The sequence below is a fragment of the Sphingosinicella microcystinivorans genome (assembly GCF_003634215.1).
Classification (GTDB): Bacteria; Pseudomonadota; Alphaproteobacteria; order Sphingomonadales; family Sphingomonadaceae; genus Sphingosinicella; species Sphingosinicella microcystinivorans.
Genome location: NZ_RBWX01000007.1, coordinates 116,569 through 132,112, shown reverse-complemented (window position 1 = coordinate 132,112; position 15,544 = coordinate 116,569). Strand labels below are relative to the sequence as shown.

The following is a 15,544-nucleotide window of genomic DNA, read 5'->3' as shown; positions in this document are numbered from 1 at the left end:
GGATCGGAATGAGCGCATTCGAAATCGTCGCGGAAGGCCTGCAGTTTCCCGAAGGTCCGGTGTGGATGCAGGACGGCAGCGTGATCGTCGTGGAGATCGCGGCGGGTCGCATCACGCGCGTGCTGCCGGACGGCCGCACCGAGACGATCGCCGCGCCGGGCGGCGGGCCCAACGGCGCCGCGATCGGGCCGGACGGCGCGCTTTACGTGTGCAACAACGGCGGCTTCGAGTGGATGCTGCAGGACGGGCTGATGATCCCCGGCCACATCGCCGCCGACTACACGACCGGACGTATCGAGCGGATCGACCTTTCAACGGGTAAGATCGAGCGACTTTATGACGCCTGCGACGGTCGAGCGCTGTCCGGCCCGAACGACATCGTCTTCGATACGGCAGGCGGTTTCTGGTTCACCGACCTCGGCAAGATTCGCGACCACGCCACCGACCATGGCGGGCTCTATTATGCCAGGGCAGACGGCTCCGGCATCCGCTGCGCGGTTTACGGCCCGAATATGAACGGCGTCGGCCTCTCGCCCGACGGACGGACTGTGTATACGGCACTCACCATGGAACGGACCGTCCTTGCTTTCGACATCACCGGCCCCGGCGAAGTCGCGCCCTCGGCGCTTGAAGCGCTGCCTGGACGCGTCGTCACCGCCTTCGGCGGGCATACACTGCTCGATTCGCTGGCGATCGACGCGGATGGCAACATCTGTGTGGCGACACTTGTCGCCCAGCCCGGCATCACCTCGGTCGATCCCGTGACCGGCGCGCAGACCTGGCGCGAATTTCCCGATCTGCTTCCCACCAACATCTGCTTCGGCGGTGCGGACATGCAGGATGCGTGGGTGACGCTGTCGACCACCGGCCGGATCGCAAAAACACGCTGGGACCGGCCCGGCCTGAGACTTGCGCATTATGGCTGAGGCGGAGGCCCCCGCAGAGGGTCGGATCAGCGAGAGTGAAACGGACGAAGGGCGGACGGTTCACCTCTCGGGCCGCATGACGATCCGCTTCATCGACCCGATCTCGCGGCGCCTGCGGGCGCTCGAAGCCGATCCCGAGCCGCTCACCATCGATCTCGCCGATATCGAACGCATCGATACGGCAGGCGCCTGGGTGCTCTACCGCACGCGCACGGCACGCGAAGCGGCGGGTCTCCCCTTCCAGCTGACAGGCGCGAGCGACAAGGCCGAAGAGCTGATCGAGCAGATCTGCTCGCACACCCAGCCCACCAAGATCCGGCCGGACCCGATGCCGGGCTTCATCCGCACACTGGAAAAGCTCGGTGCGTGGATCACCTTCGTGGCGACCACGTTCGGCGGCTTCCTTGCCTTCCTTGGCCTCACGCTCGTTTCGCTCGGCAAGGTGATCGCGGCGCGGCGGGCCTTCCGCTGGCGCGCCTTTATCAACCAGTTCGAGGCGGTGGGCGTCGCCTCGCTCGGCATCATCGGACTGATGAGTTTCCTTGTCGGCATCGTCGTCGCGCAGCAGGGCGCGGTGCAGCTCCGCCAGTTTGGCGCTGATGTGTTCGTCATCAACCTCGTCGGTCGCATCACCTTCCGCGAACTCGGCGTGCTGATGACCGCGATCATGGTCGCGGGCCGCTCGGGAAGCGCCTTCGCCGCACAGATCGGTTCGATGAAGCTGGCCGAAGAGGTCGATGCGATGCGCACGATCGGGATGCCGCCCATCGAGGTACTGGTCATCCCGCGCCTGCTTGCCGCCGTATTCGCCATGCCCTTGCTTGCATTCTACGGATCAATGCTCGGCATTCTGGGCGGCATGCTGCTGACATGGGCATCGCTGGGTATTCCCCCGGCGACCTTCGTGCAGCGCATTCAGGAGGTGGTGCCGCTCACCGACGTTTGGGTCGGGCTGATCAAGGCGCCGGTGTTCGGGCTCGTGATCGCCGTGACGGGATGTTTCCAGGGGATGCAGGTGCGCGGCAACGCCGAAGAGGTCGGGCTGCGGACCACCGCCGCGGTCGTGCAGGCGATCTTCCTCGTCATCGTACTCGACGCGTTTTTCGCCGTGTTCTTTTCAGCGATCGGGTGGAACTGATGGCGCTGGAGGACGACCGCCGCGGCCCCGTGATCCGCGTGACCGGGCTTCGCAACAGCTTCGGTGACCAGGTTATCCACGAAAACCTGGACCTCGAGGTCCGGCGCGGCGAGATCATCGGCATCGTCGGCGGATCGGGCACGGGGAAGACCGTGCTGATGCGATCGATCATCGGCCTGCAGCGCTACACCGCCGGCGAAGTGGAGATTTTCGGGCGCCGTGTGAGTGGCCTCGGCGAACTTGAAGAGCTGGAGCTGCGCCGCCAGTTCGGAGTGCTGTTTCAGAACGGCGCGCTGTTCTCCACGCTCACCGTCGCCGAGAACATCGAAGTGCCGATGCGCGAGTTCTATCACATCGAAGACGCGCTGATGGACGAGATCGCGGCCTACAAGATCGCGATGGTCGGCCTGCCCCCCGATGCCGGTCCCAAGCACCCGAGCGAGCTTTCGGGCGGCATGAAGAAGCGCGCCGGCCTTGCCCGCGCGCTCGCGCTCGACCCGCGCCTGCTTTTCCTCGACGAGCCGACAGCGGGCCTCGATCCGATCGGTGCGGCGGCGTTCGACCAGCTGATTCTTCAGCTGCGCCAGGCGCTGGACCTCACCGTGTTTCTCATCACGCACGATCTCGACACGCTGCACACGATTTGCGACCGTGTCGCCGTGCTGGCAGACAAGCGCGTGCTGACGGTGGGAACTATCGACGAACTTCTGGCTTTCGATCATCCGTGGGTTCAGGAGTATTTCCGCGGACCGCGTGGGCGCGCCGCGCTTGCGAGCACCGCAGCAGGGGGTTGATTTTGGAAACGAGAAGCAACCACGTTCTCGTCGGCGCCGTCGCAATCGCGCTGTTCATTACCGCGTTCCTGTTCATCCTTTGGATCGCGCGCGTCGATACGTCGGACCGGCAGAAATACGACATCTTCTTCCGGTCCGTTTCCGGCCTCGCGCGCGGCAGCGCCGTGAACTATTCGGGCGTGCCCGTGGGCACGGTTCAGGAAATCCGGCTGATGCCGGAATCGCCGAATTTCGTGCGTGTCCGCATCGAGATCGATGAGGGGGTGCCGATCCTGCAGGGGACGGTTGCGACGGTTTCGAGCGTGGGTTTCACGGGGGTTTCGATCGTCGAGCTGGAAGGCGCGATCAAGGGCGCGCCGCCTATCGACGAACCGGGACCGTACGGAGCGCCGGTGATCCCCACCAAGCCGGGCGCGCTCGGCCAATTGCTGGATTCGGCGCCGCAGCTTCTGGAGCGCATAAGCACGCTTACCGCACGCCTCAATGAGGTGCTGAGCCCGCAGAACCAGGATTCGATCGCCGGCATCCTCAAGAACGCGAACACGATCACCGCCGCCATCGCCAGTCGCGACGGCGACATCGCAGAGGCGGTGACGGAAATTCGCGCCACGATCGCGGAGACCCGCAAGACCGCCGCAGCGCTCGCCCTGCTTGCCGAAAGCACGAGCAAGCTCGTCGATTCGGAGGGTAGGCCGCTCATCGCCGATCTCCGCAAGACGCTGCAGCACGCGGAAACGGCACTCGGTGAGCTGGAGGCGACCTCACGCGCGGCGCGCACCGGCGCCGAAGCGTTTAATGCGCACACCCTGCCCGAGGTGAACCTCCTCGTCGGCGACCTGCGCGAGATGTCGCGTTCGCTCGGCGCCATCGCCGCCAAGCTCGATGAAGACCCGGCGGGCGCCCTCGTCGGCGGCCGCAAGCTGCCTGAATACAAGCCCGACGGAGAAAATCGATGAAACCGATCGCCCTGTTCGCGGCGCTGATGATCACCGGCTGCGGGCCTCTGGTGCAGATCGGCGGCGCCGGAGAAGCGCCGGACTCGCTGCTCACCATCCGCGCCGATACGGGTGAACCTAAGCCTGTGACCGGCAAACCGCTGCTCGTGACCACCCCGAGCGCGCCGGGCGCACTGCGTACGCTGCGCATTCCAGTCACCACGCAGGCGACCGAGATTGCCTATCTTCCCGAAGCCAGCTGGGTGGAACAGCCGGTGGTGCTGTTCCAGCGCCTGCTGGGAGAGGTCGTTCAGGCACGCACGGGCCGACCGGTCATCGACGAGCGCAACGCCGATATCGCGGGCGCGCACCGGCTTTCCGGCCGGCTGATCGAGTTCGGGCTCGATGTACGCAGCGCGCCGCAGGTGCGTGTTCGCTACGATGCCATGTTGTCGGCACCCGGAACCGGCTATGTTGCGAGCCGCAGCTTCGAGGCGACGCGGCCGGTTAATGCCGAGACTGGGCCCGCCGTCGCCCGTGCGCTTAACGACGCGGCCAACGAGGTCGCCGCGAGCGTTGGAGACTGGGCGGCATCGCAGCCGTAACGATCCTCGGGAACCGGCGAGGCATGTCGCCGGTTTAACGGGTGGCAGGCATTTTAAGGAACAGGAACCTTATGAGGAAAGAAGCGCAGCAGGCCTTGGGGATCGCGCTGAGCACAATGGTGCTCGGTGCGTGCGTGACCGGACCGGGGACGAGCGCGAGCGCTCAGAAGCCGCGCCAGATCAGCGCCAGTGAACGCGCGCAGGCGGCCCAGGCACACCCGGAAATCCTGGCCGAATTCGGCGGCGCCTATGAGGGCCCCGGCACGGCGATGGTGAAGCGCATCGGCAAGGAGGTCGCCGTTCGCTCCAACATCGCGTCGGCCGAAAACGAATGCACGGTGACGCTGCTCAACACCACGGTCGTCAACGCCTTCGCCATTCCCGGCTGCTACGTCTACATGACGCGCGGTCTGCTTTCGATCATGAACAGCGAGGCAGAGCTTGCCTCGGTACTCGGCCACGAAGTCGGCCATGTCGACGCCCAGCATTCCAAGAAGCGGCAGAATGCGGCGCTTGGCAGCGGGCTCGTATCGATCCTCGCCACCGTGCTGACCGGCAGCAGCCAGATCGGCCAGCTCGCCGGCCAGCTCGGGCAGGTGTGGACGATGAAATACTCGCGCGATCAGGAATACCAATCCGACGATCTCGGCATCCGCTACATGACGGCGGCGGGCTACGACCCCTATGCGGCGGCGGACATTCTGCAGTCGCTTGGCGATCAGGAGGCTCTGGAGACGCGGATTCGCGGCCAGAACGAGGCTGCGCAGATCCCTTCATGGGCGCGAAGCCACCCGCTCACCGCCGCGCGCGTCAAGCGTGCCTCTCAGAAGGCCGCGGCGACGGGCGTGAAGCCCGGCCAGCTGAAACGGGATGCGCCCGATTATTACGCGGCGGTCAACGGCATGCTTTACGGCGACGATCCGGCACAGGGCTTCGTTGAGGGGCACAAGTTTGCGCACCCCGTACTCAAAATCGCCTTCGAGGTGCCGCAGGGCTACTACCTGAGCAATGGTGCCGCGGCAGTGACGGCGACCGGCGGGCAGGCGCAGATTCAGTTCAGCGGCGCCAAGCTCAGCGACGGCGACAGCCTCGACTCCTATATTTCCAACGTGTTCCAGGGCGTGCTCGGCAACAACAAGGCGCGGTACACCGGCGTGCAGCGCACGACGATCAACGGCATGGACGCCGCGACCGCAACCGCGCGCGTCGCCACGCAAAACGGCAATCGCGATGTGACCGTCGTCGCCTACCGCTTCGACGGCGGCAACGGCTATCACTTCATTTTTGTCTCGCCGTCGAACGTGAACGTCTCGAACGTGGTTAACACCACGTCGCGCTCATTCCGCAAGCTGACCGACGCGCAGGCAGCAGCGCTGCGCAAACGGGTGATCCAGGTGGTGACCGTCAAGCCCGGCGACACCGCCCAGTCGATTTCCCAGCGCATGGCGTTCGACAGCTACAAGCTTGAACGCTTCCTCGTGATGAACAACCGCGAGGCGAACCCGACGCTGCGTGCGGGCGAGAAGGTGAAGATCGTCGTTTACGGCTGACAAACGAAAAGGGCGCCGGGTTTCCCCGACGCCCTGATCGTTTCGCTTGCGCGGGATCGACGCTTAGGCGTCGGTCATCGCACTCGCAGCGTTGTTCATCGTCTGGCTGATGGCGTTGCCCAGCGCACCCATGGCGCCGATGGCCGCAACCGCGATGAGAGCCGCAATCAGGCCGTATTCAATGGCCGTCGCGCCCTTCTCTTCCTTACGAAGCTTACGGAAAAACGACATTTCTTGTCTCCTATACCAGTTCGGTACGTACCGGGTAGTTCCTCTGTCCCCGTCCAAGAGGTCAGCAATGCATCACTATCGCATTGCTCTTGCCAATTGCTTAAAGCGGCTGGTGAAAATGCGTTAACTTTCGAAGCAATTGTTTCGGGTCAAAAAAAACAGGCCCGAAGGCCTGTTTGTTTTTTCCAACCGTCCGCCGCCATGGCTACGAACTCGACTTCACATTGTTCTCGATCTTGCCCCACATGTTGGTGAGACCGTTACCGAAAGAATTGAAACCCGAGATGGCGCCGACGGCAATCAGCGCCGCGATCAGGCCGTACTCGATCGCTGTCGCGCCCTCGGACTGGCGAACCAGTTTGCGGATGAATTCGGGCATAGCCGCTACCTTCAGTTCAAACACGGATTCAGGACTTGCATTGTCGATGCCGCTCCGTTCTAGCCGTCAGGCGTTAACAAAATCACACAAGCCGGACTAAGCGCGGGGTTAACCAAATGAATCCATTGCCGATCCGTATGGTCGTCGCCGCCGCGCTCATCGACCGCGACGGTCGCGTTCTGCTCGCCGAGCGCCCGGCCGGAAAGCATCTTGCCGGAACCTGGGAGTTCCCCGGCGGCAAGGTGGAGACGGGCGAAACGCCCGAAGCGGCGCTCATTCGTGAACTGCGTGAGGAGCTGGGTATCGAGACGGAAGCCTCGTGTCTTGCCCCGGCGACCTTCGCCAGCCACGCCTACGAACATTTCCACCTCGTGCTGATGCTCTATGTCTGCCGCAAGTGGCAGGGCACTCCGCACGGGCACGACGGCCAGCGCCTGCGCTGGGAGCGCGTGAACGACCTGTTCTCGATCGATATGCCGCCCGCCGACCGGCCGCTGATCGGCACGCTCGCAGCGCTTATCTAAGCGGCGGCGCCCGACCGGTCATTGTGACGATTTCAAGCGGGACAGGGTGCCGGCCATCGACCTCCCCTTCTGTTTCCGCCGCTGCGCAGAGCGCCGCAGCGTCGGCGCGCGAAATGGGCTTGCGGCTCCGCGCGTGAAGCACGTTGCTCTCCCCCATGCCCCGCAGATCGGCCAGCATGGACGCGGCGCCGCGATACCGCACGGTCTGCTGGTGCACATCGACAACCGGCTCGATAAAGCCCGCGCGCTGCAGCAGCCCGGGCGCTTCGCGCGGATCGACCATCGGCAGAAAGCGCGGGGAGGCACCGTCGTGGCGCGTCATTTCGGCCGCGAGCAGGCGCGCGCGCAGCGCCGCAAGCGATGCGCCGCCGACGAACGACGCAAGGAACACGCCGCCCGGTTTCAGCGCGTGCCGGATTTGCACGAGCGCGCCGGGTAGATCATTGACGCCGTGCAGACTGGCCGCCGACAGCACCGCATCGAAACTGCCGGCCGCGAACGGCAGGCGGTCCTCGTCGCACATCACGCCATGCGCCATTTCTGCAAACCGAAACCCGGCGTCGGCCGCAACGATTTCGCTGTCGGGCAGGAGGGCAGCAATGCGCCCGTCGTGCGACCCGAGATCTAGAATGCGAGGGAACGACGGCCCGAGCTCCGAAAGCCGCTCGGCGAGATCGGCGGCGAGCGCCTCTTTCAGGAACGCGAAGCGGGCGAAATCGGCTGCGGCACGATCACGGGCGCGGCGGCGGGCGGTGCGGTCGAACGGTTCGATGGGGTTTGACATGCAGAGCCCCTCTTGTCGGAGGGAGGCTGCAAGCGCAATGGCGGGCTGCTACGACATGCCGATGGAGAGGGCCGTTTTCCAGCTTCTGAAACGAACGGGCGCGGGTTTCGTGGACCTGCTGCTGCCGCCGCGCTGCCCGTCGTGCCGAACGATCGTGAGCGAGGACGGCAATTTCTGCGTTCCGTGCTGGTCGCGGCTGAACTTCCTCACCGCACCGATGTGCGCCTGCTGCGGCCTGCCGTTCCCCTATAGCACGGGAGACGATACGCGTTGCGGCGCCTGCATGGAAACGCCGCCGCCGTTCGACCACGCCCGCGCCGCGCTCGCTTATAACGGACCGAGCGCCGGACTCGTGTTGGCGTTGAAGCACGGCGACCGCACCGGACTGGCGCGCATCATGGCGGGCATGATGGCCCGCGCCGCCGCGCCGATGCTCGCCGATCGCCCCCTTCTGATGCCAGTGCCGCTGCACACGCGCCGCCTGCGTCTGCGCCGCTTCAACCAAGCCGCGCTGCTAGCGCACGCACTGGCCCGCCGCACCGGGCTCAGCGTGCTGACCACCGCACTTGCCCGCGTGCGCGATACACCGATCAGCCGCGGCATGTCGCGGCGCCAGCGCGCGGAAAACGTGAGGGGCGCGATCCGCGTCCGTGCGGCGACGCACATCAAGGGCGCCCACGTCCTTTTGGTTGACGACGTGATGACGACAGGCGCGACAGCCGAGGCTTGCGCCCGCGCGCTCCGCCGCGCAGGGGCGGCGCGCATAGATATTGTAACTTTTGCCCGCGTCACCCATGATACTGTCGAACAGGGCTGAAAAGAGCCAAAGGGATCGCAGTTTGTCCAAGATTGAAATTTATACGAAATTCCTGTGCCCCTACTGCACACGCGCGAAGTCGCTTTTGAAGGCGAAGGGCGCCGCCTTCGAGGAAATCGACATTACCTTGTGCGGAGATCGCCGCGCCGAGATGATCCAGCGCGCGCACGGCCGCACCACGGTGCCTCAGATTTTCATCGGCGGTCAGCATATCGGCGGATCGGACGACCTCGCGCAGCTCGACGCCGATGGCAAGCTCGATCCGCTACTGGCACAAACCGCCTGAACGCGCCATATCGAGCCCCATGACGACACGCATCGCCATCGCCCAGATGACGTCCGGCACGGACTCCGCCGTCAACGCCGCCGTGCTCTCCGGCTATGTTGAGGCCGCAGCAGCAGGCGGCGCGACAATGCTGTTCACGCCCGAGATGTCCGGCATGCTGGACCGGAACACCGCGCGCCTCTTCGCCAATGCCCGCGGCGAGGACGAGGATGTGGCGCTCGCCGCCGTGCGCGAGGCCGCCCAGAAAACGGGCATTTGGGTGGCGCTCGGCTCGCTCGCGCTACGCGATGCGCGCCATGCGGACCGTTTGGTCAACCGCAGCCTCGTGATCGACGACAAGGGCGAGATCCATGCGCGATACGACAAGATGCACCTGTTCGATGTCGAGGCCGCTCCGGGCGAATATTACCGCGAATCCGCTAGCTTTGTGGCGGGCGCAGGCGTCGCGCTCGCCGAAACGCCCGTCGGCACGCTCGGTCTGGCGATCTGCTACGACGTACGCTTCCCGCGCCTGTTCGATGCGCTGAGCGGCGCAGGCGCCGAGGTGATCGCGCTCCCGGCCGCGTTCACGCGCCCCACGGGACGCGCGCATTGGCACACGCTGCTGCGCGCCCGCGCCATTGAAACGGCCTCGTTCGTGGTCGCCGCCGGGCAAACCGGTGAGCACGAGGACGGACGCTCCACCTACGGCCACTCGCTGGTGATCGATCCCTGGGGCGACATCCTGCTCGATGCGGGCGAAGAGCCGGGGCTTCACTTCGCCGAAATCGATCTTGAACGTATTGCCGACGTGCGCCGCCGCATCCCGGTGCTGCAGCACCGTAGGGACATCGCTGCGCCGTGATCGTCTTCGACCTGAAATGCGGTGAGGCCCACGTCTTCGAAGCGTGGTTTGGCTCCACGAGTGACTACGAGACGCAGAAGGAGCGTGGCCTTCTCGCGTGCCCGCTTTGCAGCAATACCGAGATCACGAAGGCTGTGATGGCACCTGCCGTTCCCGCCAAGGGCAACATGCGAGACGAAACGCGCCCTGTTCCCGTGGCAGGCGGCGAAGACGCGCGGATCAAGCAGATGCTTGGCGCGCTCGCCGAAATGCAGAAGAGCATGATCGAAAGCAGTGAATACGTCGGCAACCGCTTTGCCGAGGAAGCGCGCGCGATCCACTACGGCGAAACCGACGCGCGCGGCATTTACGGCGAAACCAGCGCAGACGAGGCGGCGCAGCTTCGCGATGAAGGCATCGAAGCGATGCCGCTGCTGTTCCCAACCCGCCCGGGCGGCACCGACGCTTGATATTTTCGCCCGCTGCCGCCACTGATGCGGCGTGCGTGCCCCCGTAGCTCAGCAGGATAGAGCGACGGTTTCCTAAACCGCAGGCCAGAGGTTCGAATCCTCTCGGGGGCACCATTCTTCCTGCCCCTCTGCCGCCGCGCGACCTGGTCCGAAACCCAGGCTTTCTCTCGCACAGGCGCAGGCAACCGGTCCCGTCAGAAATCTTTCCGGCTTGGGCTTCGAGTCGTTTTTGCTGTCTCGTACGCCGTGTTGGGGCATGCGGCGGCTGCCGTCTTCAGACGGGGTTCGACAAGTGTGTCGACGCGTCCCATCCATACGCAGGATTCTGCGGAATCGCGCGGGAAGGCGAGGAATACGACCAGTCGTTTTTTCCTAGGGACCGACCGTGACTCGAAGCCGGAACCACGTATGGGCATTCCACCCAAACAAAGTTAGAGATTGTTAACAAACGCCGGTCAATACTCTGGGTCAAACTAGCAGAGTGGCAGCAGGCAGGGTTCGGCCCACGCACGGGACCGAACTCAAAAAATAATAATTCGCGGTGGGTCAAAGAATGAACAATTTGGGTCTAACGGAAAGCATCAATCCGAATGAGACCTTTGGCGTTCATAAAAATCATGTAAACAATGAAAGTTACTCTGGAATTAACGCAAATTGCAATTTTCCAGAACCCATCGAAAAACAGCCTTCCGTTAAAGCGCCGAAGCCCAAAAAGGCTCGGAATTTAAGCCAATATTCGATCAGGCCTCTCAAGGTCGGCGATATTGCGCGCGCGATGAAAATCGCCGCAGACAATTTCAGCGGCGAAGTCGGCCTCGTTGCGCGCAGCTATCTGTGGCACTTTGCCAGCAAGGTAGGTCTCCCCCAGATCACATCCATGTGGGCCAAGTGGGAAGTCCACATCGAGGAAGACGGCGAAGCCGTGAAACTCGATCTCCTCTCGTCCTTCGTTCATGGGCGCGACGTCGCGTGGATCGATCTTGCCGCACAGTCTGAAGCCACGATCGATCTCGCCGTTGCGGCGATGCGCCGTTGGCCGCGTTTCCATCGATTGCTCGTCGTGCGCGTCGAGCGCGGATATGCGCCGCAGTTCCTGGCTGCCGGCTTTCGGGTCGCGGGCCATCTTCCCGATGGGCAAGGCCAGCATATCTACCTCTATGCCGAGCGGAAAAGGCTCATCAACCCGCATCAACCGCCCGTGCGGCTGCGCTTCAGCGGACGCCGCAGCGTTTCGTCGGACTGCGAGTTCAGCGTCGTGGAATGCAGCGGCGCGATCATCGGCCTTACCGGCATTTACGAAACAGAGTTCTGGCACGACGTCACCTGGGGCGCCTGGGGCGCCATCGATCCAGCGCGCGCGCGTCGGGATGCCGTGTTCCAGACGCTGCGCCTGACGGAAGACCGCGCGAAGCGAAACGGCGCGCGGTGGTTCTGCCTCGAAACGTCCGATTGCGAAAAATACCGCCATGCGCGGCGCATTTACGAGCTTTACGGTTTGCGCCCGCTGCTGACGATCCCGAACTTCTATACGGGCGACGACGGCAAAGCCGAAAAGTTCATCGTATACGGGAAGCCGATCAGCGAGGATGTCGTTCGCGCACCGACGGCGGTGTCCGAAAAGGCTTGACGGGCCGCCTCGGCCTGCGCCCCACTCCCTGTCCGGTTCGAGGATAAACGGGGAGGACGACTTCGATGCACTATCTCTATCTTGCAGGCGCGATCCTTGCCGAAACGATCGGCACGTCCGCGCTCAGCCAGACCGCGGGCTTCACGCGGTTGACGCCCACGCTCATTGTCCTCGTCAGCTTTGCGACGTCGTTTTACCTGATGTCGCTGGCCCTTCAGAGCATTCCCGTGGGTATCGCCTACGCGATCTGGGCAGGCATCGGCATCGTGCTCATCACGTTCATCGGCTGGGCCTTCCTGAAGCAAACACTCGATGCGCCGGCCTTCGTCGGCATAGCTTTGATCCTTGCCGGAGTGGTTGTCCTCCGACTTTTCTCCCGCGCGGCGGTGCACTGAGCATCGCCTGAAGCGTCGTCGGAATTCTTTACAATTTTCGCTGCGCATTTTTCAGCGCCGAAACGGACAGCCCGTTAACCTCGGAAAATTAACCCTTTCTTCACCTCTGCCGCAAATGGCACGCGACTTGCTTCCCTGATTTCGGCTATCAGTTCTCAGGAGGCGTTCAATGCGCAACAAGGTTCTCAACAAGGTTCTGCCCGCGATGGCGCTTGTCGCCGCGGTTGGAACGTCCACCGCTGCCCAGGCGGCTTTCGTCAACACCTGGTCATACGAAGTGACCTCGGCGTTCTCCAACCCGGTTTTCGAAGCTTCGGGCACGGGCACGCAGCAGGTCAGCTCCACGCGCATTCAGTGGGGCCCCTCGAGCGTCAAGAGCGCCATCGGCGTCACCGACACCCCGACCTCGGGTCTGCTCGACACCAACGGCACCTGGAACCTCGCTGATCAGTACTATCACGAGAACCGGACGCTTCCGTCGGGCACCAAGTCGCTGCTCAGCACCGACCTCTCGATCACGATCGCGCTGACCCCGTTCGATCCGGCCGGTGACCCGCTCGCCTCGCCGCTCGAGCGCACGTTCAACATTTCGTTCATCGAGACGCCGAACGCGGGTTCGGGCGGCGTCTGCGCCGACGGTGGCGCTGTGGGCGTCGGCATCAACAGCGCAGGCTGCGCCGACATCTTCGTGCTCGACTTCGACTTCGGTCAGTTCGACTTCTCTTATGACGGCGTCAACTACTCGCTGTTCATCTTCGAAGATCCGGACTCGGCTCCGACGCTCGGCTTCCTCTCCGCCGAAGCTTGCGCTTCGGCCGGTGTGGCTGCGGGCTGCTTCGGCTTCCTGACGGCCGAAGCCGCGACGACCTTCGCACAGTTCGCGCTGTCGATCGAAGGCCGCGAAGTTCCGGAACCGGCTGCGCTTGCGCTCTTCGGTCTCGGCCTCGTCGGTCTCGGCGCCACGCGCCGCCGCCGCAAGGCTGCCTGAACGCCTCACAGCGTTTGACTAACGAAAGAGACCCGGTTCAGGAAACTGAGCCGGGTCTTTTCGTATGTGCGCGTAGAAGGCTTTCCGCACGCACGACAAGACCCCTTCCCCACTCTGCAACCCTGGCGCTCAATCGGGATTGACAATTTTCTATATGGGACGATTTTATCCCATACAGGAAAATGTCAACCGAGTGATTGGAGTCGCCGGTGGCAGAGTATTTGTCTTGAGGGGGGCTGTTCGTATGGTCGGTAAATATCTGAAGCTCATTTTGGGACTCATCGTCCTATCCGCACAGACGGCGGCAGCACCGCCCCCCGAAGATACACTCTCTTCGCCGGCCGCTTCGGTCACGCCAAGTCACCTGCTCAACAAGGCCGACGTCGATGCGTGGCTCGACGGGCTCATGCCCTATGCGCTTTCTCGCGGCGCGATCGCGGGTGCGGTCGTCGTCGTCGTGAAGGACGGCCAGGTGCTTACGGAGCGCGGCTATGGATACGCCGACGTCGAAAAGCGCACGCCGGTCGACCCTGAAAAGACACTGTTCCGGCCCGGTTCCGTGTCGAAACTGTTTACGTGGACGGCTGTGATGCAGCTCGTCCAGGAAGGCAAACTCGACCTCGACGCCGACGTAAACACCTACCTCGATTTCAATATCCCGGCATATGAAGGCAAGCCGATCACGCTGCGCAACATCATGACGCACACCTCCGGCTTCGAAGAATCGGTACGTGAGCTGATCTCGGACGAGAAGGAAGCACCCGCGCCGCTCGACGCCGTAATGAAACGCTGGGTGCCGCACCGGATTTTTGCGCCCGGTACGACGCCCGCCTATTCGAACTACGCGACGGGAATCGCCGGTTACATCGTTGAGCGCGTCTCAGGCGTGCCGTTCGAAGACTATATCGAGCAGCACATTCTGAAGCCGATCGGCATGACGCATTCAACCTTCCGTCAGCCGCTTCCCGCAGCTCTCAAGCCGCTGATGTCCAACAGCTATCAGACCGCTTCAGGCAAGGCGATGCCCTTCGAGGTGGTCGAACCCGCGCCCGCGGGCAGCCTTTCGGCAAGCGGCGCGGACATGGGCAAGTTCATGATCGCACATCTCGCGAACGGTGGGCCGCTGCTCTCGCCCGAAACCGCGAAGACGATGCACACCACCTTCCTCGACATGATCCCGCCGCTCAACCGCATGGCGCTCGGGTTCTACGAGCAGAATCAGAACGGCTATCGCATCATCGGCCATAACGGCGGAACACAGCGCTTCTTCACCTATCTGTGGCTGCTGATCGACCAAAACGTCGGCGTTTACATCTCGATCAACAGTGTCGGGAAGGACGGCGCCCCGAGCGCGATTCACAACGCGCTGATCACCGGCTTCATGGATCGCTATTTCCCCGGCACGCCCAAGGACGGCGCCGTGGATGCGAAAACCGCCGCGGCTCATGCCCGGATGATGGCGGGGCATTACATTGCCAGCCGCCGTTCCGACTCCAGCTTCATGCGCACCGGCGCTTACGCGTCGCAGATCGCCGTGACGGTGGGCGCGGACGGTGGGCTTCTGGTGCCGAACTTCAAGACACCGGGCGGCGAGCCGCGCGCGTGGAAAGAGATCGCGCCCTTCGTGTGGCGTGAGGTCGGCGGCAAACAGCGGCTCGCGGCGAAGGTTGTGAACGGCAAGGTTCAGCGTTTCAGTGTCGACGCCGGATCGGCGGCGGTGGTGTTCGAACCCGCGCCGTGGCACGCGAATGCAGGATGGCTGAACCCCGCCATGGTGTTCGCCGCCATCGTGCTGTTGCTGACGGCGCTGTCGTGGCCCGCCGGTGCAATCGCCCGGCGTCTTTATTCGGCCCCGCTGGCGCTCTCGGGCCGGGCGCGAATGCGCTATCACCTGCTGCGCGGCTTTGCCGTCGCCGTTTTGCTGGTCTGCGTCGGCTGGCTCTTCATCTTCAGCGCGATGTCGCAGGAGGGCTTTACCGCCATCAACGGCAAGTATGATGGGCTGGTTATTGTTCTGCAGGCCGCCGGTCTGATCGGGTTCATCGGGCTTCTCGCGCTTGCGCTCTGGAACGCCTGGAGTGCCTGGACGGGAGGACGCTGGAGTTCACGTCTGTGGAGCGTGATACTGGTCGGAGCGGCGATCGTCGCGCTTTGGGCAGCAGCCACGCTCGGACTGCTCAGCTTCGGCCTCAACTACTGATATGAAGGAAAGACTCCGCATTTGACGTGCGGAAGAGAGAGGGGACGCCCCGCGGCGTCCCCTTTTTTGTGT

The 15,544-nt window shown here is 63.7% G+C and carries 18 protein-coding genes and 1 tRNA gene; 16 read left to right on the top strand and 3 right to left on the bottom strand.

Features of this window, described 5'->3' with window-relative positions; translation table 11 throughout:
- The first annotated feature begins 8 nt into the window (after window positions 1–8).
- The 6 genes from DFR51_RS00840 (at window position 9) to DFR51_RS00815 (ending at window position 5,948) form a co-directional block, all read left to right on the top strand.
- Entirely contained in the window at window positions 9–926 is a 918-nt protein-coding gene (locus tag DFR51_RS00840; protein WP_121047163.1) for an SMP-30/gluconolactonase/LRE family protein, read from the top strand.
- Window positions 919–2,064 carry an ABC transporter permease gene (locus DFR51_RS00835; protein ID WP_121047162.1) on the top strand — a complete coding sequence of 382 codons (1,146 nt, stop codon included), beginning with the start codon at window positions 919–921 and terminating at the stop codon, window positions 2,062–2,064. The genes DFR51_RS00840 and DFR51_RS00835 overlap by 8 nt, the downstream gene beginning before the upstream one ends.
- Window positions 2,064–2,858, top strand: a complete 795-nt coding sequence (locus DFR51_RS00830) for an ABC transporter ATP-binding protein (RefSeq protein WP_121047161.1) — start codon at window positions 2,064–2,066, stop codon at window positions 2,856–2,858. Before DFR51_RS00835 ends, DFR51_RS00830 begins: the two co-directional genes overlap by 1 nt.
- 2 nt (window positions 2,859–2,860) lie before the next feature.
- Window positions 2,861–3,814: an MlaD family protein gene (locus DFR51_RS00825; RefSeq protein ID WP_121047160.1), complete on the top strand. Its 954-nt coding sequence runs from the start codon at window positions 2,861–2,863 to the stop codon at window positions 3,812–3,814.
- Entirely contained in the window at window positions 3,811–4,398 is a 588-nt protein-coding gene (locus tag DFR51_RS00820; RefSeq protein WP_121047159.1) for an ABC-type transport auxiliary lipoprotein family protein, read from the top strand. The genes DFR51_RS00825 and DFR51_RS00820 overlap by 4 nt, the downstream gene beginning before the upstream one ends.
- 71 nt (window positions 4,399–4,469) lie before the next feature.
- Window positions 4,470–5,948, top strand: a complete 1,479-nt coding sequence (locus DFR51_RS00815) for a M48 family metalloprotease (protein ID WP_243445568.1) — start codon at window positions 4,470–4,472, stop codon at window positions 5,946–5,948.
- Window positions 5,949–6,011: 63 nt separating this feature from the next.
- On the opposite strand, the gene DFR51_RS00810 is transcribed toward DFR51_RS00815, so the two are convergent.
- Both DFR51_RS00810 and DFR51_RS00805 read right to left on the bottom strand, forming a co-directional pair.
- A complete protein-coding gene (locus DFR51_RS00810; protein WP_121047158.1) occupies window positions 6,012–6,179 on the bottom strand; it encodes a Flp family type IVb pilin in 168 nt (55 codons plus the stop codon).
- 205 nt (window positions 6,180–6,384) lie between these two features.
- Window positions 6,385–6,558, bottom strand: a complete 174-nt coding sequence (locus DFR51_RS00805; RefSeq protein WP_121047157.1) for a Flp family type IVb pilin — start codon at window positions 6,556–6,558, stop codon at window positions 6,385–6,387.
- Window positions 6,559–6,695: 137 nt separating this feature from the next.
- On the opposite strand from DFR51_RS00805, the gene mutT reads away from it, so the two are divergent.
- A complete protein-coding gene (gene mutT, locus DFR51_RS00800; protein ID WP_243446526.1) occupies window positions 6,696–7,082 on the top strand; it encodes an 8-oxo-dGTP diphosphatase MutT in 387 nt (128 codons plus the stop codon).
- Here mutT and DFR51_RS00795 read toward each other — a convergent pair.
- Window positions 7,075–7,866, bottom strand: a complete 792-nt coding sequence (locus DFR51_RS00795; RefSeq protein WP_121047156.1) for a class I SAM-dependent methyltransferase — start codon at window positions 7,864–7,866, stop codon at window positions 7,075–7,077. The two genes, mutT and DFR51_RS00795, sit on opposite strands and share 8 nt — an antisense overlap.
- A gap of 37 nt (window positions 7,867–7,903) precedes the next feature.
- Between DFR51_RS00795 and DFR51_RS00790 the strand changes: the two genes are divergently transcribed.
- The 9 genes from DFR51_RS00790 to DFR51_RS00750 all read left to right on the top strand — a co-directional run bounded on the left by DFR51_RS00790 (window position 7,904) and on the right by DFR51_RS00750 (window position 15,472).
- A complete protein-coding gene (locus DFR51_RS00790; protein WP_243445567.1) occupies window positions 7,904–8,683 on the top strand; it encodes a double zinc ribbon domain-containing protein in 780 nt (259 codons plus the stop codon).
- Between the two features lie 22 nt (window positions 8,684–8,705).
- A complete protein-coding gene (gene grxC / locus DFR51_RS00785; protein WP_121047155.1) occupies window positions 8,706–8,969 on the top strand; it encodes a glutaredoxin 3 in 264 nt (87 codons plus the stop codon).
- A gap of 19 nt (window positions 8,970–8,988) precedes the next feature.
- On the top strand, window positions 8,989–9,813 hold the full coding sequence (locus tag DFR51_RS00780) for a carbon-nitrogen hydrolase family protein (protein ID WP_121047154.1): 825 nt from the start codon (window positions 8,989–8,991) through the stop codon (window positions 9,811–9,813).
- Window positions 9,810–10,262: a DUF1178 family protein gene (locus DFR51_RS00775; protein ID WP_121047153.1), complete on the top strand. Its 453-nt coding sequence runs from the start codon at window positions 9,810–9,812 to the stop codon at window positions 10,260–10,262. Before DFR51_RS00780 ends, DFR51_RS00775 begins: the two co-directional genes overlap by 4 nt.
- A 37-nt stretch (window positions 10,263–10,299) precedes the next feature.
- Window positions 10,300–10,376, top strand: a tRNA-Arg gene (locus DFR51_RS00770).
- Between the two features lie 661 nt (window positions 10,377–11,037).
- Window positions 11,038–11,889: a hypothetical protein gene (locus tag DFR51_RS00765; RefSeq protein WP_121047152.1), complete on the top strand. Its 852-nt coding sequence runs from the start codon at window positions 11,038–11,040 to the stop codon at window positions 11,887–11,889.
- A gap of 65 nt (window positions 11,890–11,954) precedes the next feature.
- On the top strand, window positions 11,955–12,284 hold the full coding sequence (locus DFR51_RS00760; protein WP_121047151.1) for a DMT family transporter: 330 nt from the start codon (window positions 11,955–11,957) through the stop codon (window positions 12,282–12,284).
- 169 nt (window positions 12,285–12,453) lie between these two features.
- Window positions 12,454–13,272 carry a THxN family PEP-CTERM protein gene (locus DFR51_RS00755; protein ID WP_121047150.1) on the top strand — a complete coding sequence of 273 codons (819 nt, stop codon included), beginning with the start codon at window positions 12,454–12,456 and terminating at the stop codon, window positions 13,270–13,272.
- 244 nt (window positions 13,273–13,516) lie between these two features.
- The gene (locus DFR51_RS00750) at window positions 13,517–15,472 is read left to right on the top strand and encodes a serine hydrolase domain-containing protein (protein ID WP_121047149.1); all 1,956 of its coding nucleotides are present in this window, start codon (window positions 13,517–13,519) and stop codon (window positions 15,470–15,472) included.
- The last annotated feature ends 72 nt before the right edge of the window (window positions 15,473–15,544 follow it).

Bases quoted from the DNA above. Each gene is read 5' to 3' on its own strand.
- DFR51_RS00840 (WP_121047163.1), top strand. From the start codon at position 9: ATGAGCGCATTCGAAATCGTCGCGGAAGGCCTGCAGTTTCCCGAAGGT.
- DFR51_RS00835 (WP_121047162.1), top strand. From the start codon at position 919: ATGGCTGAGGCGGAGGCCCCCGCAGAGGGTCGGATCAGCGAGAGTGAA.
- DFR51_RS00830 (WP_121047161.1), top strand. From the start codon at position 2,064: ATGGCGCTGGAGGACGACCGCCGCGGCCCCGTGATCCGCGTGACCGGG.
- DFR51_RS00820 (WP_121047159.1), top strand. From the start codon at position 3,811: ATGAAACCGATCGCCCTGTTCGCGGCGCTGATGATCACCGGCTGCGGG.
- DFR51_RS00815 (WP_243445568.1), top strand. From the start codon at position 4,470: ATGAGGAAAGAAGCGCAGCAGGCCTTGGGGATCGCGCTGAGCACAATG.
- DFR51_RS00810 (WP_121047158.1), bottom strand. From the start codon at position 6,179: ATGTCGTTTTTCCGTAAGCTTCGTAAGGAAGAGAAGGGCGCGACGGCC.
- DFR51_RS00805 (WP_121047157.1), bottom strand. From the start codon at position 6,558: ATGCCCGAATTCATCCGCAAACTGGTTCGCCAGTCCGAGGGCGCGACA.
- mutT (WP_243446526.1), top strand. From the start codon at position 6,696: ATGGTCGTCGCCGCCGCGCTCATCGACCGCGACGGTCGCGTTCTGCTC.
- DFR51_RS00795 (WP_121047156.1), bottom strand. From the start codon at position 7,866: ATGTCAAACCCCATCGAACCGTTCGACCGCACCGCCCGCCGCCGCGCC.
- DFR51_RS00790 (WP_243445567.1), top strand. From the start codon at position 7,904: ATGGCGGGCTGCTACGACATGCCGATGGAGAGGGCCGTTTTCCAGCTT.
- DFR51_RS00780 (WP_121047154.1), top strand. From the start codon at position 8,989: ATGACGACACGCATCGCCATCGCCCAGATGACGTCCGGCACGGACTCC.
- DFR51_RS00765 (WP_121047152.1), top strand. From the start codon at position 11,038: ATGAAAATCGCCGCAGACAATTTCAGCGGCGAAGTCGGCCTCGTTGCG.
- DFR51_RS00760 (WP_121047151.1), top strand. From the start codon at position 11,955: ATGCACTATCTCTATCTTGCAGGCGCGATCCTTGCCGAAACGATCGGC.
- DFR51_RS00755 (WP_121047150.1), top strand. From the start codon at position 12,454: ATGCGCAACAAGGTTCTCAACAAGGTTCTGCCCGCGATGGCGCTTGTC.
- DFR51_RS00750 (WP_121047149.1), top strand. From the start codon at position 13,517: ATGGTCGGTAAATATCTGAAGCTCATTTTGGGACTCATCGTCCTATCC.